Annotated in this window: 24 protein-coding genes and 1 pseudogene; 6 read left to right on the top strand and 19 right to left on the bottom strand. The window is 67.3% G+C overall.

The genetic code is table 11. From position 1 onward, the window contains the following. Positions 1–3 precede the first annotated feature (3 nt). On the bottom strand, positions 4–1,440 hold the full coding sequence (locus tag N802_RS10905) for a CpaE/TadZ family protein (RefSeq protein WP_035916052.1): 1,437 nt from the start codon (positions 1,438–1,440) through the stop codon (positions 4–6). Further along, positions 1,437–2,129, bottom strand: a complete 693-nt coding sequence (locus N802_RS10910) for a CpaB family protein (RefSeq protein WP_052109821.1) — start codon at positions 2,127–2,129, stop codon at positions 1,437–1,439. The genes N802_RS10905 and N802_RS10910 overlap by 4 nt, the downstream gene beginning before the upstream one ends. Positions 2,130–2,384: 255 nt before the next feature. Between N802_RS10910 and N802_RS10915 the strand changes: the two genes are divergently transcribed. Beyond that, positions 2,385–2,597: a helix-turn-helix domain-containing protein gene (locus N802_RS10915; protein WP_035916054.1), complete on the top strand. Its 213-nt coding sequence runs from the start codon at positions 2,385–2,387 to the stop codon at positions 2,595–2,597. A 22-nt stretch (positions 2,598–2,619) separates the two neighbouring features. On the opposite strand, the gene N802_RS10920 is transcribed toward N802_RS10915, so the two are convergent. Next, positions 2,620–3,162: a hypothetical protein gene (locus N802_RS10920; protein ID WP_035916055.1), complete on the bottom strand. Its 543-nt coding sequence runs from the start codon at positions 3,160–3,162 to the stop codon at positions 2,620–2,622. 73 nt (positions 3,163–3,235) lie between these two features. Here N802_RS10920 and N802_RS19460 point away from each other — a divergent pair, with 73 nt between their 5' ends. Beyond that, positions 3,236–4,102, top strand: a complete 867-nt coding sequence (locus N802_RS19460; protein WP_052109822.1) for a LysM peptidoglycan-binding domain-containing protein — start codon at positions 3,236–3,238, stop codon at positions 4,100–4,102. Further along, entirely contained in the window at positions 4,099–4,644 is a 546-nt protein-coding gene (locus tag N802_RS10930; RefSeq protein ID WP_052109823.1) for an Rv3235 family protein, read from the top strand. The genes N802_RS19460 and N802_RS10930 overlap by 4 nt, the downstream gene beginning before the upstream one ends. Positions 4,645–4,741: 97 nt before the next feature. Here N802_RS10930 and N802_RS21110 read toward each other — a convergent pair whose 3' ends face one another. Both N802_RS21110 and secA read right to left on the bottom strand, forming a co-directional pair. Continuing rightward, positions 4,742–5,050, bottom strand: a complete 309-nt coding sequence (locus N802_RS21110) for an SEC-C metal-binding domain-containing protein (RefSeq protein WP_425402481.1) — start codon at positions 5,048–5,050, stop codon at positions 4,742–4,744. Between the two features lie 45 nt (positions 5,051–5,095). Beyond that, positions 5,096–7,624: pseudogene (gene secA / locus N802_RS10935) on the bottom strand (preprotein translocase subunit SecA); the annotation flags it as partial. A gap of 182 nt (positions 7,625–7,806) precedes the next feature. Between secA and N802_RS10940 the strand changes: the two are divergent. Then, positions 7,807–8,931, top strand: a complete 1,125-nt coding sequence (locus tag N802_RS10940) for a GNAT family N-acetyltransferase (RefSeq protein ID WP_052109824.1) — start codon at positions 7,807–7,809, stop codon at positions 8,929–8,931. Here N802_RS10940 and N802_RS10945 read toward each other — a convergent pair. The 8 genes from N802_RS10945 to N802_RS10980 form a co-directional block, all read right to left on the bottom strand. Continuing rightward, positions 8,890–9,258 (bottom strand): hypothetical protein, encoded by a 369-nt coding sequence (locus tag N802_RS10945; RefSeq protein WP_035916061.1) that lies wholly within the window; start codon positions 9,256–9,258, stop codon positions 8,890–8,892. The genes N802_RS10940 and N802_RS10945 overlap by 42 nt on opposite strands. After that, positions 9,255–9,566: a hypothetical protein gene (locus N802_RS10950; RefSeq protein ID WP_035916063.1), complete on the bottom strand. Its 312-nt coding sequence runs from the start codon at positions 9,564–9,566 to the stop codon at positions 9,255–9,257. Before N802_RS10950 ends, N802_RS10945 begins: the two co-directional genes overlap by 4 nt. Next, a complete protein-coding gene (locus N802_RS10955) occupies positions 9,563–10,756 on the bottom strand; it encodes a winged helix-turn-helix domain-containing protein (RefSeq protein ID WP_211254384.1) in 1,194 nt (397 codons plus the stop codon). The genes N802_RS10950 and N802_RS10955 overlap by 4 nt, the downstream gene beginning before the upstream one ends. Before the next feature lie 43 nt (positions 10,757–10,799). Then, the gene (locus tag N802_RS10960) at positions 10,800–11,516 is read right to left on the bottom strand and encodes a response regulator (protein WP_052109826.1); all 717 of its coding nucleotides are present in this window, start codon (positions 11,514–11,516) and stop codon (positions 10,800–10,802) included. A gap of 121 nt (positions 11,517–11,637) precedes the next feature. Beyond that, positions 11,638–12,297, bottom strand: coding sequence for a ribosome hibernation-promoting factor, HPF/YfiA family (gene hpf / locus N802_RS10965; RefSeq protein ID WP_035916065.1), 660 nt, complete (start codon positions 12,295–12,297; stop codon positions 11,638–11,640). Positions 12,298–12,393: 96 nt separating this feature from the next. Continuing rightward, positions 12,394–13,032, bottom strand: a complete 639-nt coding sequence (locus N802_RS19910; protein ID WP_084072145.1) for a ComF family protein — start codon at positions 13,030–13,032, stop codon at positions 12,394–12,396. Between the two features lie 206 nt (positions 13,033–13,238). Beyond that, the gene (locus tag N802_RS10975) at positions 13,239–14,594 is read right to left on the bottom strand and encodes a hypothetical protein (RefSeq protein WP_035916066.1); all 1,356 of its coding nucleotides are present in this window, start codon (positions 14,592–14,594) and stop codon (positions 13,239–13,241) included. Positions 14,595–14,784: 190 nt separating this feature from the next. Then, the gene (locus N802_RS10980) at positions 14,785–15,243 is read right to left on the bottom strand and encodes a response regulator (RefSeq protein WP_052109828.1); all 459 of its coding nucleotides are present in this window, start codon (positions 15,241–15,243) and stop codon (positions 14,785–14,787) included. A 129-nt stretch (positions 15,244–15,372) separates the two neighbouring features. Between N802_RS10980 and N802_RS10985 the strand changes: the two genes are divergently transcribed. Continuing rightward, entirely contained in the window at positions 15,373–17,022 is a 1,650-nt protein-coding gene (locus N802_RS10985; protein WP_169743418.1) for a GAF domain-containing sensor histidine kinase, read from the top strand. 29 nt (positions 17,023–17,051) lie between these two features. Beyond that, entirely contained in the window at positions 17,052–17,681 is a 630-nt protein-coding gene (locus tag N802_RS10990; RefSeq protein WP_035916072.1) for a response regulator transcription factor, read from the top strand. Positions 17,682–17,692: 11 nt separating this feature from the next. Here N802_RS10990 and N802_RS10995 read toward each other — a convergent pair whose 3' ends face one another. From N802_RS10995 to N802_RS11020, 6 genes are all read right to left on the bottom strand, one after another. Beyond that, positions 17,693–18,601, bottom strand: a complete 909-nt coding sequence (locus tag N802_RS10995; RefSeq protein ID WP_035916075.1) for a type II secretion system F family protein — start codon at positions 18,599–18,601, stop codon at positions 17,693–17,695. Further along, a complete protein-coding gene (locus tag N802_RS19470; protein ID WP_052109829.1) occupies positions 18,601–20,442 on the bottom strand; it encodes a type II secretion system F family protein in 1,842 nt (613 codons plus the stop codon). Before N802_RS19470 ends, N802_RS10995 begins: the two co-directional genes overlap by 1 nt. 131 nt (positions 20,443–20,573) lie before the next feature. Further along, positions 20,574–21,956, bottom strand: a complete 1,383-nt coding sequence (locus N802_RS11005) for a TadA family conjugal transfer-associated ATPase (RefSeq protein ID WP_035916079.1) — start codon at positions 21,954–21,956, stop codon at positions 20,574–20,576. Beyond that, the gene (locus N802_RS11010) at positions 21,953–23,131 is read right to left on the bottom strand and encodes a CpaE/TadZ family protein (RefSeq protein WP_035916080.1); all 1,179 of its coding nucleotides are present in this window, start codon (positions 23,129–23,131) and stop codon (positions 21,953–21,955) included. Before N802_RS11010 ends, N802_RS11005 begins: the two co-directional genes overlap by 4 nt. After that, positions 23,128–23,949, bottom strand: coding sequence for a Flp pilus assembly protein CpaB (gene cpaB / locus N802_RS11015; protein WP_052109830.1), 822 nt, complete (start codon positions 23,947–23,949; stop codon positions 23,128–23,130). The genes N802_RS11010 and cpaB overlap by 4 nt, the downstream gene beginning before the upstream one ends. Before the next feature lie 51 nt (positions 23,950–24,000). Then, positions 24,001–25,200, bottom strand: a complete 1,200-nt coding sequence (locus tag N802_RS11020) for a TadE/TadG family type IV pilus assembly protein (protein ID WP_169743419.1) — start codon at positions 25,198–25,200, stop codon at positions 24,001–24,003. Between the last annotated feature and the right edge of the window lie 30 nt (positions 25,201–25,230).

Here is a 25,230-nt window from a genome sequence, read left to right on the forward strand (position 1 = left end):
CGATCAGGCCGTGCGCCGAGACCCGCGCCCGAAACGGCCGCTCGCCCTGCCGCGCCCGGACAGCGCCTCCGTGCCCGACGCGACCTCCGGGTGGACCCGAGTGGCAACGCGTGAGACGGCGCGGGTGATCTCCGCCGTCGGGGCGGACTCGACGAGGCTGCGCCCGGCAAGCAGGGCGGCGTCGCACACGTCAGGTGCCCACGGGACGAAGACAGGGTCCTCGAGTCCGGCGAATCGTCCGAGGACCTCGGTGATCGCCCGCTCGGGCTTGGGTCCGGTGGCCGACGCTCGCACCTTGTTGATGACGATGATCGGCTCGGGTGACGGCACGACCCCGACGTCCTGCACCGCACGCACCAGCCGCTGCAAGCCGATCGGGTCGGCGGCGCCCACCGCCACGAGGTTGTCACTGACCTCCAGTGCGGCGAGGGTGGTGGCGTTGCGTCGCGGCGCCGCCGTGTCGTAGCTCAACTCCTCGTCGTCCTCGATGGAGAACCCGCAGTCGACGACGACGTGGTCGACGAGCCCCCGCGACTTCTCGAGGACGTCCTCGATTGCCGCGGCTCGCAGTTCAGGCCATCGATCAGGCTTCGGTATGCCGGTCAGCACCCTGAGTCCGGACGTCACCTCGGGTGCCACTCGGGACAGCGAGGCGCTGTCGAGGGTGCCCTGCTCTGAAGCGCGGGCCGCGGCGGCGACGCCGGGCGCCTCGTCGATGAGGGCGAGCGACTGGGCGATGCTGGCGCCCCACGTGTCGAGGTCGACGAGCAGGGTGCGCACGCCGCGTGCGGCGAGGTCTGCGGCCAGGGTGACCGCGATCGTCGTGCGCCCCGGCGACCCGATGGGACCCCAGACAGACGTGACGCGGCCTCGCCTCGGCCCCTCGGGGACTGGATCCGCGTCGACCGGTCCCGCATCGTGGCCGAACCTGCCCAGTCCGCTGCCACCGGCGTCGTTGTTGCCGTCGAGCCAGCGAGCGAGGTCGCCATCGGTCAGTTCGAATCCGCCCCGGGCGGACGCAGGGCCGCCAGCTGACGTGGTGACGTCCGCGGAGGCTCCTGGTCGGGGCAGCCCCATCTCGGCGCCCCCGCCTGCGAGTGCCTCGAGGACGCGGATCAGCTCGTCGGATTCGGTCCCCGGGCGAAGGAGGGCGGTGATTCCCAACTGTCGGAGCCGAGCCTCGGCGGCGTCGTCTCCCGTCGCCACGAGCCCGGCCACGCGCACGCCGTGACCGGACAGGTGCCGCAGGGCGTCACGGTCCAGACCACGGAAGTCCGCCGAAACGATGGCGACGTCCGCGACACCCGAGGCGCCGGTGGACAGGAGTTCGGCGACGTCGGCGCACCTGCGCACGACGCTCGCGGCGCTTGCGGAGTCCAGCGCGGCCACGAGTTCCTGCTCGTGGTGGTGCGAGACCCCCGTGATGACAGCGGTCGTCATGATGCGTTCAGGGTGGTGGCGCCGGGGACCGCGACGAGGGTGATCTTGGCGCCCAGGTCGACGTCGCCGACGACCTGCTTGACCTTGTCCTTGGGAACCATGATCTGCAGGGCACGGGTGTCCCCCGATCCGCCCATCACCCCTCCGTCCTGGGGCACGGCCACCACCGTGACACCGGCCAGGGTGAGCACGGGCCCGGAGAAGCCGGTCGAGCCGATCGACCCCTTGGCCGATGGCAGGGGCCGGTTGACATAGACGTCGACGACCGAGCCGACCTGGAGGGTGGAGGCCGACGTCGCGTCGACCTGCAGGGCCACGGGCTGTGCCGTCGCCTCGTCGCGGCTCCCGACTGCGGTCGCCGGGATGAGCTCGCCGGCACGCACCTCCCGCAGCACGAAATGGTCCGGCGGCACGTCCGTTCCGGCGCTGACGTAGTCGCCGGCCGACTCGCCCAGCTGGACGTCGACCCGCACGACGTCGTCGGCGGTGAGTGGCTGACCGGCCACGAGACCGGACTTCGCGGCATACATCGGCATTCGATCGTCTGCGCGACTCACGACGTAGGCGCCGATCGCGGTCGACGCGAGGACCAGGAGGAGCCCGATGAGGAGTCGGCTGTCACGCCAGGACGGCTTGTGCAGTCTCTGGGCTGAGGGCGTGGGCAGGTCACTCATCGTGGTGTGCTCCATGAGGCGAGTCGGCGATCGGGCAGGGACGTGGAGGATCGCGAACCCAACCCCCCGCAGAGATTGTGGCCCACGCGAGCCGATCATGCGCGCCGAGGGCCACCCCTTGTGGACAACCACCCGCTGAGGCGCGCCCTGTGGACAACTGCCCCGGCGGGCGAGGCCGTGCGTGGCAAACTGGAGCGAGACGCACGACTGGTGCGGCCGGCATACGGGATTCGGGTCGGCGACGAGACGCACATCAGGAGAGGAGAAGCCGTGGCCAAGCGGTTCATCCCGCTCACCGAGGTGTCCGAGATCCTCGACATCTCCTCGGCACAGGCCTACGCGCTCGTGCGCTCCGGTGACCTCCCCGCGATCAAGGTCGGCGGGCGCGGCCAGTGGCGGGTCGAGACGACGGTGCTCGAGGACTACATCCAGCGGATGTATTCACAGACTCGGGATTTCGTCCGCGCCAACGGCGACGACTGAGCCGACAGGCGCCGACAGCCCCTCAGCGAGCCTCGATGAGCGCCACCGCCGCGAACGGCACGGTCTGTCGACCACGCACGTTCTCGGTCCGACGGCTCTCCTCCGGAGCATGCTCGGAGAGGTCGAGTGAGTCCGCGCCCACGATGTCGATCGTGCCCGTGAGCACCTGACCGCTCGTGTCGGTGAGGGCGACGGGCGTCCGGTCGCGCGACAACCCGCGCAGGGCGTAGCCCAGCCCGAACCGGCGGGCCGTCCGCGCTGCCGACGCGCGCAGGGGAAGCCCCACGATCCCCGCCACGGCATGAATCGGGACAACCGCTTCACGACCGGTCTCCAGCCGGAGCAGCAGCCAGTCATCCCCGAGGTCGAGCAGCTCGCCCTGGACCTGCGTGCGCGAGACGAGCCGCAGGCGCAGGCGCTCCCCCACCGCCGCCGCGCAGCGTGCCGCGAGCTCGACGCTGGCGCGCTCCCGACGCGTTCGATCGGCGATCTCGGAGTCGCGCTCTCGGCGTTCCTCCGCGCCGAGTTGTGCCTCGAGGTCGTCGAAGAGTTGGTCCCACCGCATGGCGCCGAGCGTAGAGGCACGAATTCCTGCCCACACCTTGCGCACCCCATCAGCATGAAATACGGTCATCATCATGCAAACCGCAGCAAACAGCATCAAACTTCACTCAAAGGCCTCGAGCGCCACCGTCGCTGGTCGCCTCCTCGTGACGTCGCTGCTCGCTGCGGTCGTGGTGGGCGCCGCCACGTGGCTCCTCGCGGTGGCGTGGCTCTGGGCGCACGCTCGTGTCACGGCGGCTGGACCCGCCGCGGTCGATGAGGTGCTGGCTCTGGCCCTGGCCACGCTCGCCGCAGCTGTCGGCGCATGGCTCTTCGTCGGCGTCGCCCTCGAGGTCCTGTCCCACGCTCCCGGGCGCCTCGGACTTCTGGCCGGGCATTGCGCCGATCGCCTGACCCCGGCACTGGCGCGGCGCGTCGCCGCGTTCATCCTCGGCGTCGGCATCGGAGTCGCCGGCGGACCCACCCAAGCGGTTGCCGCGCCACGCAGCACCGTCGCCTCCGCAACCGACAGTCCCGGAGGGGTCACCGTGGTCGCCGACCCGGGGTTCGTGCCGACCCGAGGGACCGCGCCCGAGGCGGGCTTCGAGAGCCTCACCCGACCGGCGACTCGAGCCGCAACGTCCCAGAAGCCTTCACCCGCGCCGGCTCCCGGGTTCACCCCGAGCGCGCCTCGTGTCCGCCCCCAGGCCGACCCCGGACTCCTCGGCAGCCGTCCGTCGAACGCTCCCGAGCTCGAGGTCGTCGTCCACCGCGGCGACTCGCTCTGGTCGATCGCTGCGCGTCACCTCGGGCCCGATGCGACCGACGCCGAAATCGCGCGGTCGTGGCCCCTGTGGTTCGAGACCAACCGTGACCGCATCGGCGACGACCCCGACGTCATCCTTCCCGGCCAGATCCTCCGCATCCCCAGCCCTGAGCAGACAGCGAGTGTGACCCGATGAGCCCGACCGTGACGTCCCACCTTCGCTCCGTCAACGTCATCCCGGCCCCCGGGCCGCGCCCACCGGCCATCCCCCTCGGTGAGGCACTCCGACGGTCGGCCGACCACGTCGGCCACCCGGCCTACGTCCAGGACGCCCTGGCCGTCGACCTCGCCCACGCGAGCGACGAGCAGCTCTTCGGCCCCCAGAGGACGGCCCGGGCCGACCTCCCGGAGCCGGGGCAGTGGGTCACCCAGATCGCCCAGGCGATCGTGGAGGTCATGTCCGGGCTGCGCCCCGCGGCTCAGGTCGTCCGTTGGACGACGCCCCAGGTCTATGCCGTGATCGCCCGACGGGGCGCCCTCGCCGCCCGTCGCCGCGCGTCGGGAACGCGCGCCACCGCTCAGCGGGCCCGGGTGATCTCGGTGCGCGTGTGCGAGCCGGCCGACGGCGTCGCCGAGTGCGCGGTCGTCGTCAGCGAAGGCGTGCGGGTGCGTGCCATGGCTGCCCGCCTCGCCGGACAGGACGGCCGCTGGCGCGTGGAAGCACTGCAGATCGGCTGAGACACCGACGACCTCTTGCGCCAGGACCACCGTCGCGCACCAGATTTCGGCGCGCTGCGGTGGTCCCGGGGCAATGAGTCGAGCTGAGGGCAGCCGGTCAGGCGTCCTTGCCGTGGCACATCTTGAACTTCTTGCCCGAGCCACAGGGGCAGGGTGCGTTCTTCGGCGTCGAGGCCATCTGCTCGGCAGTGAGACCACCGTTGCTGCTGACACCCCCGCCACCAAAGGGCACGTCGCGCTCCTCGGCTTCACCGGTCTCCGACGGAGCGACGTAGTGCAGCTGGGCAGGCTGGCGCGGACGCTCCAGACCCACTCCGGCGACCTCCACATGCGGGGCAGCATCGCTCGGCACGAAGTCCGGCTCCTGCGTCCCGTCGCCCTCGGAGCTCGCGAGCCCGCCGAACATGTCGGACACGTGCTGCGGGGCGGTCGCCACCTGGGCCGGCTGTTCGACCTGGACGTCGACGTGGAAGACGAGACCGACCGTCTCCTCCTTGACCGACTCGTTCATCGCCTGCCAGAGCTGGAAGCCCTCGCGCTGGTACTCGACGAGCGGGTCACGCTGGGCCATGGCGCGCAGGCCGATGCCCTCCTGGAGGTAGTCCATCTCGTAGAGGTGCTCACGCCACTTGCGGTCGAGGACCGACAGCATGACGCGACGCTCGACCTCGCGCATGACCTCGCTGCCGAGGGCCTCCTCGCGAGCGTCGTAGGCGTGGTGCGCGTCGGAGAGCAGTTCCTCCTTGAGCGTGTCGGCCTTGAGACCGGAACGACCGCCCGCAGCCTCGACGACCTGCTCCTGAGTGAGCGAGACGGGGTAGAGAGCCTGGAGCGCGGTCCAGAGACGGTCGAGGTCCCAGTCCTCGCCGAAACCCTCGGCGGCCTCGGCGTCGACATAGCCACCGACGACGTCGGTGACGAAGAAGCGCATCTGCTCCTCGAGGTCCTCGCCCTCGAGGACGCGGCGGCGCTCGTCATAGATCACGGTGCGCTGGCGGTTGAGGACGTCGTCGTACTTGAGGACGTTCTTGCGGATCTCGAAGTTCTGCGCCTCGACCTGGGTCTGCGCCGACTGGATCGAGCGCGACACCATCTTGGACTCGATGGGCGTCTCGTCGTCCATGCCGGCGGTGCTCATGACACGGTCGACCATGCCGGCGTTGAAGAGCCGCATGAGGTGGTCCTGGAGCGAGAGATAGAACCGCGACTCACCGGGGTCACCCTGACGACCGGAACGTCCACGCAGCTGGTTGTCGATGCGTTGCGACTCGTGGCGCTCGGTGCCGAGGACATAGAGGCCGCCGAGTTCCTGGACCTCCTCGTGCGCGGACTTCACGCGTGCCTCTGCAGCCTCGAGGGCGGCGTCCCAGGCAGCTTCGTACTCGTCGGGCGTCTCGACGGGGTCGAGCCCACGCGACTTGAGGTCGGCGACGGCCATGAACTCGGGGTTGCCACCGAGCATGATGTCGGTGCCTCGACCGGCCATGTTGGTGGCCACGGTGACCGCACTCTTGAGACCGGCGTCGGCGACGATCGCGGCCTCACGCTCGTGGTGCTTGGCGTTGAGGACGTTGTGCTTCACCCCGCGGCGGCGCAGCTGCTCCGAGAGGTACTCGCTCTTCTCGACGCTGACCGTGCCGACGAGGACCGGCTGCCCGGCCTCGTGACGCTTGACGATGTCGTCGACGACCGCGTTGTACTTCGCCTCTTCGGTCCGGTAGACGAGGTCGGCCTGGTCCTTGCGGATCATCGGACGGTTCGTGCGGATCGGCACGACTCCGAGCCCGTAGATCGAGTTGAGCTCGGCGGCCTCGGTCATGGCCGTACCGGTCATGCCCGAGAGCGTGTCGTACATGCGGAAGTAGTTCTGAAGGGTGATCGTCGCGAGCGTCTGGTTCTCGTTCTGGATCGTCACCCCCTCCTTGGCCTCGATGGCCTGGTGCATGCCCTCGTTGTAGCGGCGGCCCTTGAGGATGCGGCCCGTGTGCTCGTCGACGATGAGGACCTCGCCGTCCATGACGACGTAGTCCTTGTCGCGGGTGAAGAGCTCCTTGGCCTTGATCGCGTTGTTGAGGTAGCCGATCAGCGGGGTGTTCGACGACTCGTAGAGGTTGTCGATGCCGAGGTAGTCCTCGATCTTCTCGATGCCGGGCTCCAGGACGCCGACGGTCTTCTTCTTCTCGTCGACCGCGTAGTCACCCGTGCTCGGGATGCCGCGCATCTTGTCGCCGTCCTCACCACGCTCAAGGTGCTGGACGGCCTTGGCGAACTCGCCGTACCACTTCGTCGGCTGGTCGGCCGGGCCACTGATGATGAGCGGCGTGCGTGCCTCGTCGATGAGGATCGAGTCGACCTCGTCGACGATGGCGAAGTTGTGGCCACGCTGGACGAGCTCGTCGGTCGACCACGCCATGTTGTCGCGCAGGTAGTCGAAGCCGAACTCGTTGTTGGTGCCGTAGGTGATGTCCTTGGCGTACTCGGCGCGCCGCTGGTCGGGCGTCATGCTCGCGAGGATGCAGCCGGTCTCGAGGCCGAGGGCGCGGTGGACGCGACCCATGAGCTCGGCCTGGTACTCCGCCAGGTAGTCGTTGACCGTGACGACGTGCACGCCCTTGCCCTCGATCGCGTTGAGGTAGGACGGGAGCGTCGCGACGAGGGTCTTGCCCTCACCGGTCTTCATCTCGGCGACGTTGCCCTTGTGCAGCGCTGCGCCACCCATGATCTGGACGTCGAAGTGGCGCTTGCCGAGCGTGCGCCGACCCGCCTCACGAACCGCGGCGAAGGCCTCGGGGAGGATGTCGTCGAGGGTCTCGCCGTCGGCGAGACGTGCCCGGAACTCGTCGGTCATGCCGCGCAGCTCGTCGTCACTCATCGCGACGAAGTCGTCCTCGATGGCGTTGACCTGGTCGGCGATGTTCTCGAGCTTCTTGACGGTCCGGCCTTCACCGGCGCGCAGCAGCTTCTCGACGATCTTCACCACGGGTTGGACTCCTCGTTGAACACAATGTCTCGCTCGGCCGCCTCGTTGACAGTCGACGAGACCTGCCAAGGGTAGTCGAGTCAGTGGGCCGGACCACACCTGATGCGGGTCTCCACCGTCTTCCAACGAGCCGGGCCGGTGAATCGGTTCCGGCTGTCGGCGTTCCGTGATGACATTCCCGTATGCCGTTCCCGGACTCCGTGCCCACCCTCACCGATGGCGTCGTGCGCCTCCGAGCCCACTCCGAGCACGATGTCGACCGCATCGTCGAGCAGTGCACCGACCCCGAGAGCCTGCGCTGGACGACCGTGCCGCGCGGCTACACGGCGGAGATGGGCCGCGAATGGATCGGTGAGATCGCGAAGGGCTGGGACACCGGTGGCGACCAGCTCTGGGCCATCGAGGACGTCGCCGATGACGGGACGGACCGCGCCCACCGGTTCCTCGGCACGATCGATCTGCGCCCGAAGGAGGCCGGTCGGATGGAGATCGGCTACGGCCTCCACCCGGACGGTCGCGGTCGGGGCCTCATGGCGCGCGCCCTCAAGCTCGTCTGCCAATACTGGTTCGACGCCGGCGGCCAGCGGGTTGACTGGTACGCCGAGGTGGGCAATTTCGCCTCGTGGGGTCCGGCACGATCGGCGGGCTTCGAGTTCATCGCGACCCTCCCCAAGCACGTCGCCCACGGCGAGGGACAGCTGGTCGACGCATGGTTCGGCAGCCTCGGCCGGGATGACGCGATGGAACCACGCACGGAGTGGATCGCTCCCCCGGTTCTGGAGGCGGACGGCATACGCCTCCGCCCGTGGCGGGACGCCGACCGTGACAGAGCAGAGGCACACGACCACCCCGCGCACCATCTGCCGGCCCGGGCGATCCCGACCCCCGACACGTGGGACGACTGGCTCGTGCGCCGCCGCCTCTTCATGGCCCGCGGCTCCAGCGTGAACTGGTGCATCGCCGACGCCGAGTCCGATCGCGCGCTCGGCGAGATGCTCGTCTTCGTGCACGCGGGCGCGCTCGCCGACGGCGACACGGCGGAGCTCGGCTACTTCCTGTTCCCGTCAGCACGAGGCCGCGGCGCCGCCAAGGCCGCAGCGCGACTGGCCGCGCACCACGCCTTCACCGCCAAGGACGACGGTGGGCTCGGACTGCGCCGACTCGTCGCGGAGACCGCCGCCGACAACGCCGCGAGCAACGCGGTGCTCGAGTCGACGGGCTTCACCCGCTGGGGTCACGAGAAGGCTGCGACCGCACCGGACGGATCAGTGACGGCGGCCGACCACTGGGAGCTCATCCGCTCCTGACGTCTCCGCCGACCGCTCGGCGTGGGGCCGGGTGAGCGCAAACGCGATGAGGCCCAGACCTGTGAGCTGTGTTGCGGCGCCCAGGACCGACGTGATCACGATCATGGCGGACAGGAGCCCTTCGCCGAAGCCGGGGATCCACGGCGTGGCGATGTTGATCAGCCATTGAGCCACCATGCCCAGCGCGATCACACCGAAGCCAGCGGCGCCGAGCTGCCCCCGACGCGCGAAGGACCCCCGCCTGAGCATGAAGGCCAGTCCCGCGAAAGTGGCCAACGACGCCAGCGAGAGCAGGGTGGAGACGATCCCGAAGATCTGAGGGGTCATCGCCCTCCCTCCTCACGGGCGGCGGTGGCCACGGCACGTCCGAGGATCAGGGCCCCGGCGATGGCGATCACGGTGCCCAGGACGTTCTGCAAAAGCGCGACCGACAGTCCGTCGAACGACTCATCGCCACGCGCCTGCCTCGTCAGCGACATCGCACCCAGGAGCGCGAACGCGCCCAACCCCACGACGCCCCAGGTCCGCGTCCGGCCACGAGTGCGGATCAGCACCCAGGCCATGAGAGCGAGTACGCCGAGCAGCACCACCACGGACACGGCAAGGTTGACCGCTTCAGCCGCTCCAAGAGTCATGCGCTGGAGTGTGACACACCCGAGAGACCGAGCCACTGCGCCATGAGGCTCAGTTCCTCTTGCAGCTCGCGAGTGTCGTCAGCTCCCCCGCGACCCGGCTCCCACGTGATGCGTCGCGCGAGCAGCCGACCAGCCGCACGGTCGGCCTTGAGGTCGACGCGTGCGACGAGGTCCTCGCCGAGGAGGAAGGGCAGCACGTAGTAGCCGTGGACCCGCTTCTCCTCGGGCACATAGATCTCGAGTCGGTAGTCGAACCCGAAGAGCGCAGACGTTCGATCCCGTTGCCAGACAAGGGAATCGAAGGGAGACAACAGCGCCCGCGCGGAGATCCGTCGTGGTCGCCGTGCGCTCGGATGGAGGTATGCCGGCCGCTTCCATCCGTCGATCGTCACCGGTTCCAGCTCACCCGCCTTGACGAGCGAGGCGATGGCGGGTCGGGCCTGCTCGGGCTTGAGCCTGAAGTAGTCGCGCAGGCACTGCTCGGTGCCGACACCGTGGGCGCGGGCGGCGATCCGGATGAGGTCGACGAACGCCTCGTCGTCGCGGGGACGTGCCTCCGGTGACTCAGCCACGTCGCGAAGGTTCGGTGGAAGGACGCGGGACGGGACGGCATACCGGCGTTCGAATTGGCTGGTGCGTCCGGCCGAGCTGACCTCCCCTGCCCAGAAGAGGTGCTCCAACGCCTGCTTCACGAGGGACCAGTTCCAGCCCCACTGGTCGCGCTCGCGCGGCAGGTCATGGGCCAGTGCAGCCTCGAGTTGTCGACTGGTCAGAGGGCCCCGGGTGCGGACCTCGGCGAGGACCGCGTCGACGAGTTCGGGGTGGTTGCGCTTGACGCTCTGCATGCCGCCCCAGGACTCGTCGTGGGCGCGGAGCATCCGGAAGTTGAGGAGGGGCCACGTCGCCGGGGGGACGAGCGAAGCCTCGTGCGCCCAATATTCCACCAGGCGGCGCGGCGCCCGGTCGCGGGCCCGGTCGACGAGGGCGCTGTCATGTGGCCCCAGCCGGGAGAAGAAGGGCAGGTAGTGGCTGCGGGAGACGACGTTGACGCTGTCGATCTGGACGATGCCGACCGTGTCGATGACCCGCTGCACGTGGCGCGACGTCGCGGACCACGGCTCCGGCCGGGACATCCCGAACCCCTGTGCGGCGAGCGCGATGCGGCGCGCGGCAATCGTGCTGAGTCGCATGGACCCCATCATGTCGGCCGCCACCGACAGGCCCATCTCCGCCTTACGCGTCAGGTTCGATGAGGTTGCGTCGCAGCGCATACAGCGCAGCCTCGACGCGGGAGTGGAGCTGGAGCTTCTCGAGGATGTTGCGCACGTGGTTCTTGACCGTGTTCTCGCTGATGAACAGCTGGGATGCGATCTCCTTGTTGGCCTTGCCGCGGGCGACGAGCGCGAGCACCTCGAGCTCACGGTCGGTGAGGCGCGGCCCGGACTGAGCCTCCTTGGGGGGCTCGTTGCTCAGGCGCGAGAACTCCGCGATGAGCTGGCTGGCCATGTGCGGCGGGATCATCGACTGACCCGAGTGGACCAGACGGACCGAGTCGGCGATCTGCTCGGTCGGCAGGTCCTTGAGGAGGTAGCCGCTCGCTCCGGCCTTGATCGCCGAGAAGAGGTCGGACTCGTCGTCGGAGGCGGTGAGGATGAGGATCTTGGTGCGCGGCGCCTTCTCCTTGATCGCCGTGCAGGCCTCGATGCCGCTGTTTCCGGGCATGCGCACGTCGAGGAGGACGACGTCGGGGTCGAACTCGAAGACCTTCTCGACCGCCTCGGCCCCGGAGCCCGCCTCAGCGACGATCTCGAGGTCGGGCTCAAGTCCGATGACTGCCTGCATGCCACGCCTGTAGAGGTCGTGGTCATCGGCGATGACGATGCGGATTCGGTCGCTGGCGTCCCCCACGGACGAGGACCGCGATCCGTTCTCGGACTGGAGCGGGCTCACTGCGTCATAGTGACACGGCGAGCCCGCTCCTGTCCGGCCATTGGACAACTGTCAATGACGACTTCGGGGCACCTTTGGCAGGTGACCGAGTGTGCGGGTCACGGCGTAGCCGCGTCGCACGTCAGGACGCCGCAGCGCGCTCCCGATCGGTGTCGTCGGCGGATGCTCCGGCGGACGCCGGGGCCTCGCCGTTGAGCTCGAGGTGAAGGACGCCGTAGGACCACCCGCGGCGGCGGTAGACCACGCTCGCCTTGTCGGTCTCGAGATCGTGGAAGAGGTAGAAGTCGTGGCCCACGAGCTCCATCTCGCGCAGGGCCTGTTCGAGGGTCATTGGGGCCGAACTGTGGACCTTCTCGCGGACGTCGATCGGCGAGTCGCCGAACACTCCGCCGTCGTCCTCGTCGGCCTCGGCACCGTTGACGGCGGGCTCGGGCGGGACGAACGCGGTCGCGCTGGCGACCGACTCCTGGTGGCGCCCGCGGCGGACCGTGCGGTCGTGCTTGCGGCGCAGTCGCTCGAGGAGCTTCTCGAGAGCGACGTCGAGGGCGGCGTACTTGTCTTCCTGGCACGCTTCTGCGCGCACGACGGGTCCCTTGATGTGACACGTGATCTCCACGCGGTCACAGGCCTTGGACTGGCGGCGATTGGCTTCGTGGCTGATCACGACTTCGATCCGGCGGGTGCGGGGGGCCAATTGCTGAACCTTGTCGAGCTTGTCCGCAATGTGCTGCCGGAATCGGTCCGAGACGGTCGTGTGACGTCCGGTAACGACGATGTCCACTAGTCCTCCTAGGGTCTGGGCGTGCCTGTCTGTGCCTGTCGAGGGCTAACGGCGGCGGCACCACCTCCGGGGGAGGAGTCGTCTCATGCACTGACGTTAGACCCCTCCTCGGACCCTTTCAAGGGATGGGACTGGCAATCTGCTGGCAACCTCGGCGTGTCGCCTCGTGGCCCCGATCGCGGCCGCCACGACATGCCCGGAACCCGCCGCACGAAGCGCCCGAGCGGCCTCCGCGAGGGTCGCTCCGGTCGTGACGAGGTCGTCGACGACGAGGCACATGGCCCCCTCGACGACGGGCCCGTGCCTGACCCGCACAGCCATGGCACCGCCGAGGTTGGTGGCCCGCTCGGTCGCCGAGAGGCTGGACTGGTCACGTGTCACCCGGGTCGGCTCGAGCACCTCGGCGACGACGACCCTGCCCGGCAGGGCTCTCACGGCATCGGTCACCAGGGGCAGCAGGGGCACGTCCCCTCGTCTGCGCCGCGCCCTGGGCGATCCCGACACGGGCACGACGAGCAGCCCCCTCCCCCGCAGGGCACGCCGCAGCTCCGGGCTCGACGACGCGGCCGCGCGCAGAGCTGGCGCGAGCCACTGCGACAGCGTCACGCGCAGTTCCCGCCGATCTTCGTCCTTGTATGCCGTGACAACGGCCCTGAGCGCTCGGCTCGCCTCCCCGGCAACCCAGCAGGACGGCATACCGGGCGGAATCGGGTCGGGCATGGTGAGGCGCGGCACCGGGTGGAGGGACGAGGTCGCGGCACTCCGGCAGCCCGGACACAACGGCCCGCCCGGCACGTGGCACAACGCGCATGTGGCGGGAAGGACGAGGTCGACGAGAGCGGCTAGCACCCAATCAGCCTGCGCGACAGGCCCGCTCACCCGCTAGCCCATCAGATCAATCTGTGGACAACTTCCGCAGGACGCCAATCCCTGTGGAGAAGTCAGTTAGGAGCCCTGAGCAGGACATATCTCTCGCCTGCTCGGACGACGGACCAGCCCTGCTGATGCACAAGGCCAGCGGCGGGAGCGTCCGTCTGTGCCAGCAATGCGAAGGAACAACCGACCCGGCCGACGTACTCCTCCCAGCCCGGAGACCCCGACTGGAATTTCAGATAAGCCTTGAAGTAGTCGAGTCCATAGATCTCGGTTCGGCCGTCGACTGCGGGACGGATATTCGGGTGCTTCCAGATCAGCCAGCCGCCGAGCACGTAGTCGTTGCACACGGTCGTTCCCGCTGGCAAGGTCGACAACTGCGAATCGAGGTCGTTCGCACCGGCACCGGGCTTTGCTGATGTGCTGGGTACTAGGGCGCCTGCGAGTGTGAGACCAGCCAGTGCGGCCCCCAAGGTCAAGCCGACTTCGCGTCGGCTGACCTTTTCTCGTAGCAACGGGGTGGCTTTTTGAATCTCGAGCGCGGCAACCGGCGCGAGGATGGCCATGCCCACGGGCACGGTTCTGGCGTACAAGAGTGCCAAGCCCACCGCACTGCCTACGAGGAGGACCCTGACCCAAGGAACCGGCCGCCCCCGCCGCGCCCAGATCAGCACAAGGACGCCACACAGGGCCACGAACGCAGCGAAGCCGACGTCGCGGATGGATGGGGACTGCCACTCTTGGACGTACGACGTGTATTCACTGACCTCGAAAGGGCTGAGGAGAAGTCCCGGCCCAACCGGGGTTAGGCACGCGGCTATCACGGACGCGATGGGGACGAGCACCAGCCGCAGACATGCGCGAAGGTCGAGGCGGCGATCAAGGCACATGCCGACAACCACGACGACCCCGATGATCGGCCCGATGAACCACATTCCATGGCTGCAGGCCCAGACCCAGGTCACGGGCACCAGCCACCAGCGAGATTTGCCATCCAGCGAGGTCTGCAGCCACGCCCCCGACGTAACGACAGTCAAAGCAAAGGTCACGAGGTGCGGCCGGAGGGAAAGGCTGCCGCTCATGCCGACAAACACCACCGCCATCAACAGGGCCGTGATCAGGAGGGACGTAGATCTACGCAGCCACCACCACAGGCTCAGCAGGATTGCGACCACTCCCACGGGGAGGAGCCACGCAACCGCGGGCAATCCGGCGGCGTCGTACAGAGCACTCATTCCCAACTGGGGAAGCCACTCATGCAGGCGCCAAGGCTGGGTGGACATGTCGCTCCACGGGTCCGGCCCGCTGAATGCCCAATGCTCCCAGAGGTATCCACCAGCGGCGATATGCCAGAAGGTGTCAGGGTCGGACACGGGTTGCAAGGCCCTGACGGCGCCCATCAAAAGCACCAGGCCCGGCAGCATCTGCCGCAAGATCAGTGGCAGAGCGCTTGGTCGGTCCTGCGTCTCCTCTTGGAGCCGAGTTGCGGGCAGTTTCGGTCCGCGCTGCGCTGTCCCTGTACTCGCCTGCTCGGTCCTCACACGGAGATGATTCCCGGTTGCCCCGTCGCGCTGAGTCAAATCGACAAAGTGCTTTCTCCCGACTCAGCGCGGGTCACGATAAGGCGGCACTTGGGACGGTAGCAGTCGCCGGACTACGGTTGGGACCCGCGCCCGTCGCGGCCGCACGGAGGATCGCTTCCACAATCACACCCGACTCCACGGACTTGAAGAGGTAGGACGTTGCCCCAGCGGCGAGCGCAGCATCGATCTCTTGAGGGTCGTCAGCCATCGTGAGCATGAGACACCGTGTCGCAGGAGCCAACTGCCCGATCCGCGCGCAGGCTTCGACCCCTCCGACACCGGGCATGCGTGCGTCGAGAAGCACGACATCTGGTTCGAGGTCCTCGACCATCGATACGGCCTCTGCCCCGTCCGATGCCTGACCGATGACGGTGATCCGCGGGTCGAGAGCCAGCACCATCGCCATTAACTGGCGGTGACGCACGTGATCATCAGCGATGACGACCCTGACGGCCGCCTCCGACCACAAGCCCTCGCGAATCTGGTGCACGGCTCAACTATGACGATGCATCTTCGGCACGTGGCGCACTTCGGCGAAACCGGTCCGAAATGACCAGCGATGAAGGACCATGGCGAGAACCCCTGTTCGTTGCTCCGGCTCAAACCCCTGAGGAGCCACGTGCCGTCGAAAACGCCACGCCAGCTGAGAGTTCCCATTGGACTCCTCGTGCGTGTCTGTCTGGCCGCCATCGCGGTCCTCCTGAACCACACCGCGACGGGGTCGATGGGACTCCTCCCGTGGGCGTTATTGGTCGTACTCGTCGACATCACGGCCTCGTATCTCTTGGACGGACCGGTGCCGATCCTGCGTTCACGTCACCTGGCGGAGTGGACGGTCGTCGCGGTTGCGGGGTTGGCGAGCGCTGCGGCGGTGAGTGCCGGTCCCGGGGCACTCGTTCTGCTGCTCGTCCCAGCGGCGATGGCCGGGCAGCGACTCCGTCCGCTGGGCGCTGGGTTGGTCACAGCGCTCGTTCTGGTCTTGACCCTCCTCATAGCGTCGCGAACTGACCTCCTGACTTCGCCCCAAGCCATCACCTTCCAGCAGCGTGTTGGGCTGGTGTCGATCGGCGCGTTCCTCGTCGCGTGGGCCTTCGCTTCGCGGCACGCAAGGACTGACGAGGGGCAGCTGCGTGCAGGTGAGGCCGCGGAGATGCTGGAGCACCTCACCCACTTGGCGACGGGCTTCAATCGTGGATTCGACGGACCTGCTCATGCTGAGGACGCCCTATCGCACTTCGTACGCGAACTATCCGCGGAAAGTGGCCAAGTGAGTGTGGCTGACCCCGACGGCCGAGCCCAGACGTGGGCCCTGTCAGGTAGCTGGGGTGAACAGTGGCCGGAAGTCGACACGCCCGACTCCCCCTTGGCCATGGTCTGGGAGGGCAAGGCCATAGCGATCCCGCAGTGGCAGGACTCGCGTGGCCGGGTCAGGGCTCTTCTGGCAGCACCTCTGTCGGCGAGGGACGGCTCGGTCATCGGCCTCCTGATCGCGAGCCGGCAGACCAACCGACCGTTCACCGACGCCGAGGTGGCGTTGGGCAGGCGGGTCGCCCGCCACCACGAGACGTTCATCGAACTGTCCTCCCTGTTCGCCTGGCTGCGGGATCAAGCCCTCTTCGAGGAGCGTGACCGGCTCAGCCGTCAGATGCACGACGGGATCGGCCAGGAGATCGCCGCCTTGGGCTATCAGCTCGACGCGGTGAGGATGCTCGTGCAGGAGCGCGAGCCTGACCTCGAACCCCTCATCGCGCAGGTGCGGTCGAGCTTGTCGGAGGTCGCGTCGGACGTGCGTCTGCACATCACCGACCTGCGGCGCCGGGTGCCGTCGGTGCCGCGCGCCCACCTGGCCATCGAAACCCGGCTGGCAGCCTTCCGAGCTGCTACGGGTGTCCCGACCGTCGCCGCGCTGGGAGCCACACCGAAGGATCTCGGCACGGGTGCAGAGCTGGCGCTGTACCGCGTCGTCAACGCGGTCCTTCGGGATGCCGCAGAATGCGATCCGACAAGAGTCTCGGTGCAATTGCAGACCCGCGCCGACACCGTCACCCTTGTCGCCTCCCACAATGGTGCGACACATCTGACGTTGGAGAGCCTGCTGCCGCATACAGCCATGGTTCCTCGTGCCGATGTCTCGCTTCCCGAACGCTCAGAGGACGGCGTTGTGGTGCGGGTGGTACTTGTCGTGCCCCTTGAACCGAGTGATCCCACGCCTGACCGGAAAGGGCCGAACCGGGGCGCTACGGTGACCGGGGCAGTGAGTGCTCGCTGAAGGAACGTACGACGGAAGGGGTTGGCCCGATGGCGATTCGAGTGCATCTGGTCGATGATCACGCGGCCATCCGACAGGCAATGGCCCATCTCATCAACGGCGAAGATGGACTCGAGGTGGTGGGCCAGTCAGGCAGTCTCGTCGAGGCGCGCAGCGCAAACCCGGGGAGCCGTGCCGACGTCGTAGTCATTGACGTCAATCTCCCCGATGGAAGTGGACTCAATCTCGTCAGCGAACTGCGTGTCGCCTCCGAACAGCTTGGTCTCGTGGTCCTCACCATGCTCGATGACGACGACACCCTGATACGCGCGCTGGACAGTGGGGCCTCGGCGCTCGTCCTCAAGACTGCACCCGCCGAACATGTATTCAGCGCCATTCTCCATGCCCACCGTCAACCCGGCGCGTTCAGCGCCGAAGGCTTGTCCGCGGCTTTGCAGCGTCGCCGCAGCGCCCCTGCCGACCTTCTGACGCCGCGCGAGCGAGAGGTCGTTGCTGCCCTGCTTGCGGGCCATTCCGTAGACCAGGTCGCCGCGCGGCTCTACATGAGCCGCTCGACGGTCAAGACCCACGTGAGCAAGGTTTACGACAAACTCGGTGTGCACAATCGCGCGGGCCTGGCTGTGCAGGCACAGAAGCACGGCATCTTGCCAGACCCCTGACGGAGCGTCGATCAAAGGCGTCCAGAGAAGGCTTCCATCATCTGGATCACGCCGGGGCCCATGACCACGATGAAGAGCACCGGGAGAATGCACAGCATCAGCGGGAAGAGGATCTTGACTGGGACCTTCTGAGCCTTCTCCTCGGCGAGCTGCCGCCGCACCAGCCTCATCGTCTTGGCCTGCTCGCGGAGCACGCCGGCGATGGGGACTCCGAGGCGATCCGCTTGGACGAGGGCGCTGACGAAGTTCTTGAGCTCGGCCACCGAGGTACGATCCGCCAGCGCCGAGAAGGCGTCAGCGCGGCTCTTGCCCAACTGGATCTCCGAGATCACCCGAGCGAACTCGCCGGCGATGGGTCCCTCCACGGAGCGCGCGACTTGGAGGAGTGCTGCGTCAAAACCTTGGCCTGCTTCTACGCACACGGTGAGCATGTCCAGAGCGTCGGCCAGACTGCGCTGCACGGCATCCTTGCGGCGCAGTGCCACGTTGTATAGCAGCACGTCGGGAAGGAAAAACAGGCCTGCGCCGAGGACCGCCGACAGGAACAGACTCTTGATGGTGAGCCCGCCACCGTAGACAAGGCCCAACAGAGCGCCCACGAGAAGAGCCGCACCCTTGGCACCCATGATCCGCTCAACGGGCCACGCCGGTGGGTTGCCGATGCGGTCCAAACGGCGAGCAATCCGGTCGGTGGTTCCGGCGGGGGACAGCCTTGTTGCCAGGCCGCGGGTGGCGTCGAGGAGAGGGATGAGAATTCGGTCTCTGCCACTCAACTCGGCCTTCGCGACCTCCCTCCGGTCGAGGCTGTGCTCGATGAGGACGAGTGAACGGGCCACACCCGTGGGTCCGCCAGTGGACAGTGACACGGCCAGGACGCCGATGGCCGCCAGGATGATCCCGAAACCCAGTACGAACAGCATCAGACCTCCACCTTGACCGTTTTCGACATCCAGAACGTGCCGACTGCCAGGAGGGCCACAGCGGCGAGAGTCATGAGCAGCCCGAGGGGCGTCGTCCACAAGAGAGCCACGTAAGGCCGGTTCACCATCAGCATGTAGACGAAGAGCCCGATGGGCAGCGCAATCAGGATGTAGGCGGACAGCTTGCCCTCCGCCGAGAGTGCCGCGACGTGCCGCGTCAAGGAGTGCCGATCTCGGATCGTCTGGGCCGTTGTCCTGAGAGTCTCGGCCAGGTTGCCGCCGACCTCGCGTTGAATCTTGATGGCCATCGCTGTCCAGCGTGTGTTCTGACTGTCCATGCGCTCGCCGACGCGCTCCAGCGCGTCGGCGACCTCAGCACCGATGCGGGCCTCGGCGAGGGCACGGGAGAATTCCTTGGCCAGCGGGTCGGCCGAGTCCTTGGCGACCGCGTCGAGGGCCTGATGCAGGCTGAAGCCAGCCCCCAGACTGCTCGACACGAGCATCAGCGCGTCAGGCAGCTGGTTGTCGAACTGCTTGGCCCGGCGTGCGGCGAGGATCCGGAGGACGATGGCCGGAAGCAGAATCCCGAGCAGAATTCCAAGGATGAGGCCAATCCACCCGCCCATCAGGAGGAAGCCCATCGAGGCCACCACGACGATCGCCACCATCCTGATGACCCACCACTCGCCGGCCCGGAACGGCAGGTCGGCTCGCTCGATGAGAGCCATGGTCTTGCCCGTGGACTTCCTATCGGCCATGCGCTTGTCGCCGAAGGCCACAAGGCTCGTCGTGAGGGCGCTGGGCGATCGATCGCGCCGAGCGCGCGCCGTGATCTCCCGTTCGGGAAGGTAGACCTCGACGCCGGCGACGCGCTTCGATCGCTTCGACTGGAATGCCGGAGCGAGGAGTGCGGCCACGAGACCGAAGAGACCCAGGAACAGTGCGCCGATCGCAGCAGGGAGCATCCAAGACATAGCCGGCGCCTCGAACTGCGCGGGAGCGCCGTTCGTGGGAGGTGTCCCGCCGGCCGGGGGGTCAGTCGGGCTGCTGGTACGCAGGTTGCCGAGGTCGACGTCAGTCACCGCCCGAAACGGTTGGGGTCCGACGCTGCCTGACAACACGAGTTGCTGGCGCCCGGCCAAGCTGGCCGGTGGCGTCAGGCGCCACCTGACCTGGTTGTCCAGCGTCTTCGCTGCCGCCGTAAAGGCTGCCGTGACTGCCTTGTCATCGCCGGCCTGCACGACGGAGCCACCGCCGGCGGCTGCGAAGCGGTCGAGCACCTTGGTGTCGGTCTCATCGGTGTTGAACGCCACGACCTCAGCTCGGATCCCGCCCTTCGTCAGGGTCGCGACGGCCGCCTCCGCATCCCTTGCCTTGTTCTTGGCCATCGTGTCCCCGCCGTCGCTGAGCAGGATGACGCTTCGCTCGCCGCTCGGCCCGAGAGCCTTGGCTGCTGTCTGGATCGCAGCGTAGAGCGCCGTCTCGCCGTTGGACTGCAAGGCGTCCACGGAACGACCCAGCCGGGCACGGTCAACTGTGAGGGGCACGTCCACTCCGGACGTGTTCGCAAAAGAGACGAGCCCCACGAGAACGTCCTTGGGTGCCGCGGCAATGAACGACTTCGCCGCTGAGCGGGCTGTTCGCATCCCTTCCTCGCCCATCGACCCGCTGGTGTCAACCACAAGCATCGCCCGCCGAGGTGTCCGGCTGATGGGTTCGAGCGCAACCGTCACGGACTGGTCACCCAGCGTGCCCGTCAGGCTTGAGGCGTTGATCTCGGCGTCGGACCGACCGGCGCGAACCGTGAGCACTCCCAGGACGTCGTCGCCGGCGCGCGTCACATCGCTCAGGGTGGCGGGCAGGGGTCCCGACGGCTCAGCCGCAACCCCAGGAGCCATCCACCCCAAGAGAATGGACGCAACGAGGGCTGCGAGAGGGCCCGAAGGCCGACCCCAGTTCATCTGGCGAGAAATCACGGGCCAACTCCGCGGACGAACAGGTGTGGGGGCAGTTCGACACCATGATCTGCAAGATCCTGCGTGAACTTGGGCCGCAGACCCGTGCTGACGAGATGACCCAGGAATCGGCCCGACTGGTCCCGCCCAGCGGCATAGTCGAAGGTGAAGAGATCCTGCATGGTGACGACGTCGCCTTCCATGCCGACAACTTCCGTGATGGCGACGATGCGCCTCGTGCCGTCCTTGAGTCGCTGCTGCTGGACGACGAGGTCGATACCGCTGGCGACCTGTTCACGGATGGCCCGGACGGGCAACTCAAGGCCGGCCATGAGGACCATGGTCTCGAGGCGCGACAAGCTGTCGCGTGGACTGTTGGCGTGCACAGTCGTGATCGAGCCGTCGTGCCCGGTGTTCATCGCCTGAAGCATGTCCAGGGCGGCACCGTCACGGACCTCACCCACGATGATCCGGTCCGGCCGCATACGCAAGGCGTTCTTGACGAGGTCTCGGATCGCAATGGCGCCGCGGCCTTCGATGTTCGCCGGACGGGACTCCATCCGCAGGACGTGCTCCTGGTGGAGCTGCAGCTCTGCGGCGTCCTCAATGGTGATGATGCGCTCATCCTCAGGGAGGAAGGAGGAGACGACGTTGAGCGTGGTCGTCTTCCCGGAGCCGGTTCCACCAGAGATGATGATGTTGCGACGTCCAACAACGCACGCGTGGAGGAAGTCGCGGACGGGCGCTGACATGGTTCCGAAGGCAATGAGGTCAGCGTCGGTGAACGGGTCCGTGGCGAACTTTCGGATCGTCAGCATCGCCCCATCGAGGGCGATCGGCGCGACCACAGCGTTGACGCGAGAGCCGTCGGGCAGGCGCGCATCTACCAAAGGGCTGGCCTCGTCGATACGGCGACCAACGCGCGAGACGATCTTGTCGATCGTGCGACGAAGGTGAGCATCGTCAGCAAAGGTCGTCGACGCCGCGTGGATCTTGCCGAGGCGTTCGATGTAGATCTGGTCAGGGCCGTTGACCATGATCTCCGTGATGTCGGGGTCCCGAAGCAACGGCTCCAGTGGCCCATGCCCCAAGATGTCGTCCGAGACCTCTTGCGCGATTCGCGTGCGGTCGGCATGCGACAACGGCTTCTGTTCAGTCGCGATCACCTCGGACAGCGCAAGTCGCACGTTCGAAGCGATCTCGCCCTCGGTGAGGTGAGGGTCGTAGAGCTTGGCACCGAGAGACTCGAGAAGGGTCTGGTGGACGCGCCCCTTCACGCCCGCGAAGGGGTCCTCTCCACGGCGATGGCGGGCACGTCGCGTCGGGCCGGCGACGGTTTGATTGGGCTCGGCTGCAGACTGAGAACTGCGGGCACTGTCCAGGCGATCGGCGAGACTCATCGACGGCTCCTCAGCAGCCCGCGGCCCCGGCGACTCGGTTCTTCGCTGGAAGTCGAGAGGGGTTCAACCCGCAGATGGCGCTCGGCAAGGCTGCGGAGCGCAGCACTCACCGGGTGCTTGGGTGAGGTAAGGACAATCGCGTCACCCCGGTTGATGGACGCTGGTACATCCAAACTGTTCGGCACCGAGACGCCGATCGGGCGCTTGAGCACCGTCTCGACGTCCTCAGCACGGAGGCCCACCTTGGCGTCTGCACGGTTGAGAACGATCACTCGGCTGTCCGCCGGGTGCCCGAGCAGGTCCAGCGTGTCGAGGGCGAGTCGGAGATTCTTCACAGCCGGGATGTCGAGCGTCGCAATAAGGACTGACAGGTCCGACCCGTCGAAGGCCGCCAGAACATGTTCGGTGAAGCTCGGCGGCGTGTCGATGAAGACGTAGTCGTATTCCGTGCGGGCAACCCGCAACAACTCCGCGATGCTGCTCACGGGAACGCGATCTGCCTGCGCCGGATCCTGCGGAGCAGCGACGACGTCGAGGCCGCTCGCAGCATGCTTCACGACGAGTGACGCGAGACCCGCAGGGTCGAGGTGGCCGCTCATTGATGCCACGTCTGCAATGGAGGACGACGGGAGCAACTGCAGGCTGATGGCGACGTCCCCGAACGCGAGGTCGAGGTCGATCAGGAGGGTCTTGGCACCCGTCGCGGCGAAGTGGACGGCGAGGTTGGTGCTCAGCGTCGTCTTGCCGACACCGCCCTTGGCCGAGAAGACCGTGATCACACGTGCGTGCCGCCCACCGCCACCCGGGTCCGTTGCTCCGGTCAGGCGAGCGGTGAGCTCGTGGCTACGGCGGACCGCGTCGGCCACGGCCTGGAGATCCTCAGACCCCACGACTTCACGCACTCCGGCTCGCTGAGCCTGGCTGAGCGCATTCACCTCGAGCCGATGCCGGAGGACGACCACCCCGACGTGCGGCCGGTCGAGGCTCAGCGCCTCGGCGAGATCGCAGGCCGAGTCGAGAGCGACCTCGGGTCCGATGACGACGAGGTTGATCTCGGAGTGCTCCTGAACTGCGCGCCCGACCGCAGCCGCACTCTCTAGGAACGTGACGTCCCCGCCGAGCGCGAAACGGTACTTCTCAGGTGCGCCCGGATCGTGGTCCCAGAGGATGTTCACTGGGCACCCCCTGAGCCACCTTGGGTGGTGCCGCCAAGCGTAAGGTCGGTCTGCCCCGGCACCTTGTCGAATGTGACGTCCGATCCGCGCAGACCGGCATACAAAGTCCTGGACTGGATGGCGTGCACGAGTCGCACCGAGTCCGTGGGCGAGACGGCCACCGTCACCAGGAACGACGGCTGACGGTTCTGTTGCTCATCGGCCGCCTTCTCGTCCTCGTCACTGACGAACGAGGTCCGCCCCGGGGTCAGGGCAGCTTCGCCCTTGCCGATGACGAGGACATCTCCGAGGAGAACGTTGGTCCCCTTGAACTCAAAGTCATTGAAGGCTTTGTCGGCCTCCGAGACGCCAGGAAGTTTCACGAGTTTGTGCGTCTCGTAGATCGCGATCTTGCTGCCGGGAGTGACGAAGGAGCCGACCCGTGCCGGGTCCGTGAGTTCGACCGAGATCGCGACCATGCCACCAGGAACCTCTATGGCCTTCGTGCCCAATTGTGTCTTGCCGAATCGGGCTTCTTGGATGTACTCGCCCGGCGCAATGTCGACGGTAGCAACGAGTTCACGATTACCGTCCGTGATCTGCGTGAGCGCACCAGCGGGCTGGCCCTTCGCAGCCACGGTCGTCTGCACGATCAGTTCCTGCCGCACGGCGTCCTTGAGCGACGTGCCCGATGGGATGAGTTGCTGGCTGACGTAGACCTTCCGCGGCTGCTGCGACTCAACGGCTCGGCTGTCTGCTCCTCGGACGTAGACGAGGACCAGAATCGCTCCGACCAATGCCAGTGCCGTGGCGAGGATGATGGCCATGCTGCGTTTCATGGGTGTGCTCTCAATCGGTGATGGTGCTGAGACAGAAGTGGGCCGGCTTGTTCACCCTGCGGGGACGACGCCGATGGAACCGAAATCGTTGTCACCGGGAACGGGCGCCACGACGGTGTCGGTGTTGATCACGCCGGAGACGAACCAGCCGGCAAGACAGCGAGACCCACCGCCGTTGCAACTTTCCGTTCCGCCGTTGATGCGGTGGCCGGTTCCGCTGACCTTGTAGCCGCTGAGGTAGAACTTGGCCCAGCCCTTGACGTAGTACCAGGTCTGACCGCTGCCCTGCCCACACAGCGGCGAGGATGATGGCGGGGTGCCACTCGGTGACGATGATCCAGGCACGTTGGCCATGCAGTAATGGACGGGAATGTCGATGACCTTTCCCAGCAGGGGAGCCGGGTCACCACATACCGAAGGCCAGTTGTTGCCAGGCTTGCCCTGGATCCACAACGGTGGCGACACCGCGCTGGAACAGCCAGAACCCTCCAAGTAACTGAACGCCCCCGGGTTGTCGTGACCGTTCCAGTTCTCGCACGGATTTCCGGGATCCATGGAGTTGTATGCGATGTAGAGGCGGACCTCGTTGGCCAACGGCAGGGCTGGCTGCCCAGACCCCCCGTAACCCCAAGGGTTCCCGCTGCCGTAGACGGGTGCCGCTGCATAGTTGGTGCCCGAGCCGCTTGCGTGGTCCCACTCGCATTGCGAGATCGTGATCGGGGCTTTGAGCGAGACGCCCGCTGGAGCACCCCAGGCCGCTCGGGCGCAGGCACTCACGGACGACCCTTGGGATCCCGTGATGGTCTGGGCAAGGAAGTACGGCAGGATCGTGGGGTCGGCGCCTGCCGACTCCGTGCGGGACCGCAACTCCACAAAGGGAAACCCGTCAAGTTTGGCCGTAGGCGGGGGGCAATCCGTCACAGTGCCGTACAACCCGGGATCACAGTCATCGGTTCCAAGTTGCCACGGGTCGCCATCGGCCTTTTCCGCGCAGATGGGGCCGACCTGTGCCCGGTCGTCGGCAGCGTTCGCATCGACTTGCTTCTCAAGCGCGATCAAGGTGCTTCCTGAATTAGAACACTGGGTGCCGGTGGTGTCGGTTCCACAGACACGTGCCAGTTCGAGAACTGCGGAATCTGCACCGTTCTGGAGTTGACGTCGTTCCCACATCAGGTTTCCAACGTCGATGGTCAGCGCGCCGAATCCCAGAAGAACGCCAGCACCGAGCAGAAACGCCACGATCGTGGTCACCGCGCCTCGTTCCGGGCTCCCGGCACGGGT

It is taken from the genome of Knoellia sinensis KCTC 19936, from assembly GCF_000768705.1.
GTDB classification, from domain to species: domain Bacteria; phylum Actinomycetota; class Actinomycetes; order Actinomycetales; family Dermatophilaceae; genus Knoellia; species Knoellia sinensis.

Bases quoted from the DNA above. Each gene is read 5' to 3' on its own strand.
- N802_RS10955 (WP_211254384.1), bottom strand. From the start codon at position 10,756: ATGCGACTCAGCACGATTGCCGCGCGCCGCATCGCGCTCGCCGCACAG.
- N802_RS10945 (WP_035916061.1), bottom strand. From the start codon at position 9,258: ATGACCCCTCAGATCTTCGGGATCGTCTCCACCCTGCTCTCGCTGGCG.
- N802_RS10910 (WP_052109821.1), bottom strand. From the start codon at position 2,129: ATGGAGCACACCACGATGAGTGACCTGCCCACGCCCTCAGCCCAGAGA.
- N802_RS10950 (WP_035916063.1), bottom strand. From the start codon at position 9,566: ATGACTCTTGGAGCGGCTGAAGCGGTCAACCTTGCCGTGTCCGTGGTG.
- N802_RS10940 (WP_052109824.1), top strand. From the start codon at position 7,807: ATGCCGTTCCCGGACTCCGTGCCCACCCTCACCGATGGCGTCGTGCGC.
- cpaB (WP_052109830.1), bottom strand. From the start codon at position 23,949: ATGAAACGCAGCATGGCCATCATCCTCGCCACGGCACTGGCATTGGTC.
- N802_RS10995 (WP_035916075.1), bottom strand. From the start codon at position 18,601: ATGCTGTTCGTACTGGGTTTCGGGATCATCCTGGCGGCCATCGGCGTC.
- N802_RS10930 (WP_052109823.1), top strand. From the start codon at position 4,099: ATGAGCCCGACCGTGACGTCCCACCTTCGCTCCGTCAACGTCATCCCG.
- N802_RS10905 (WP_035916052.1), bottom strand. From the start codon at position 1,440: ATGACGACCGCTGTCATCACGGGGGTCTCGCACCACCACGAGCAGGAA.
- N802_RS10990 (WP_035916072.1), top strand. From the start codon at position 17,052: ATGGCGATTCGAGTGCATCTGGTCGATGATCACGCGGCCATCCGACAG.
- N802_RS11005 (WP_035916079.1), bottom strand. From the start codon at position 21,956: ATGAGTCTCGCCGATCGCCTGGACAGTGCCCGCAGTTCTCAGTCTGCA.
- N802_RS10920 (WP_035916055.1), bottom strand. From the start codon at position 3,162: ATGCGGTGGGACCAACTCTTCGACGACCTCGAGGCACAACTCGGCGCG.
- N802_RS19460 (WP_052109822.1), top strand. From the start codon at position 3,236: ATGCAAACCGCAGCAAACAGCATCAAACTTCACTCAAAGGCCTCGAGC.
- N802_RS21110 (WP_425402481.1), bottom strand. From the start codon at position 5,050: ATGTTCGGCGGGCTCGCGAGCTCCGAGGGCGACGGGACGCAGGAGCCG.
- N802_RS10975 (WP_035916066.1), bottom strand. From the start codon at position 14,594: ATGCTGCCGGGCCTGGTGCTTTTGATGGGCGCCGTCAGGGCCTTGCAA.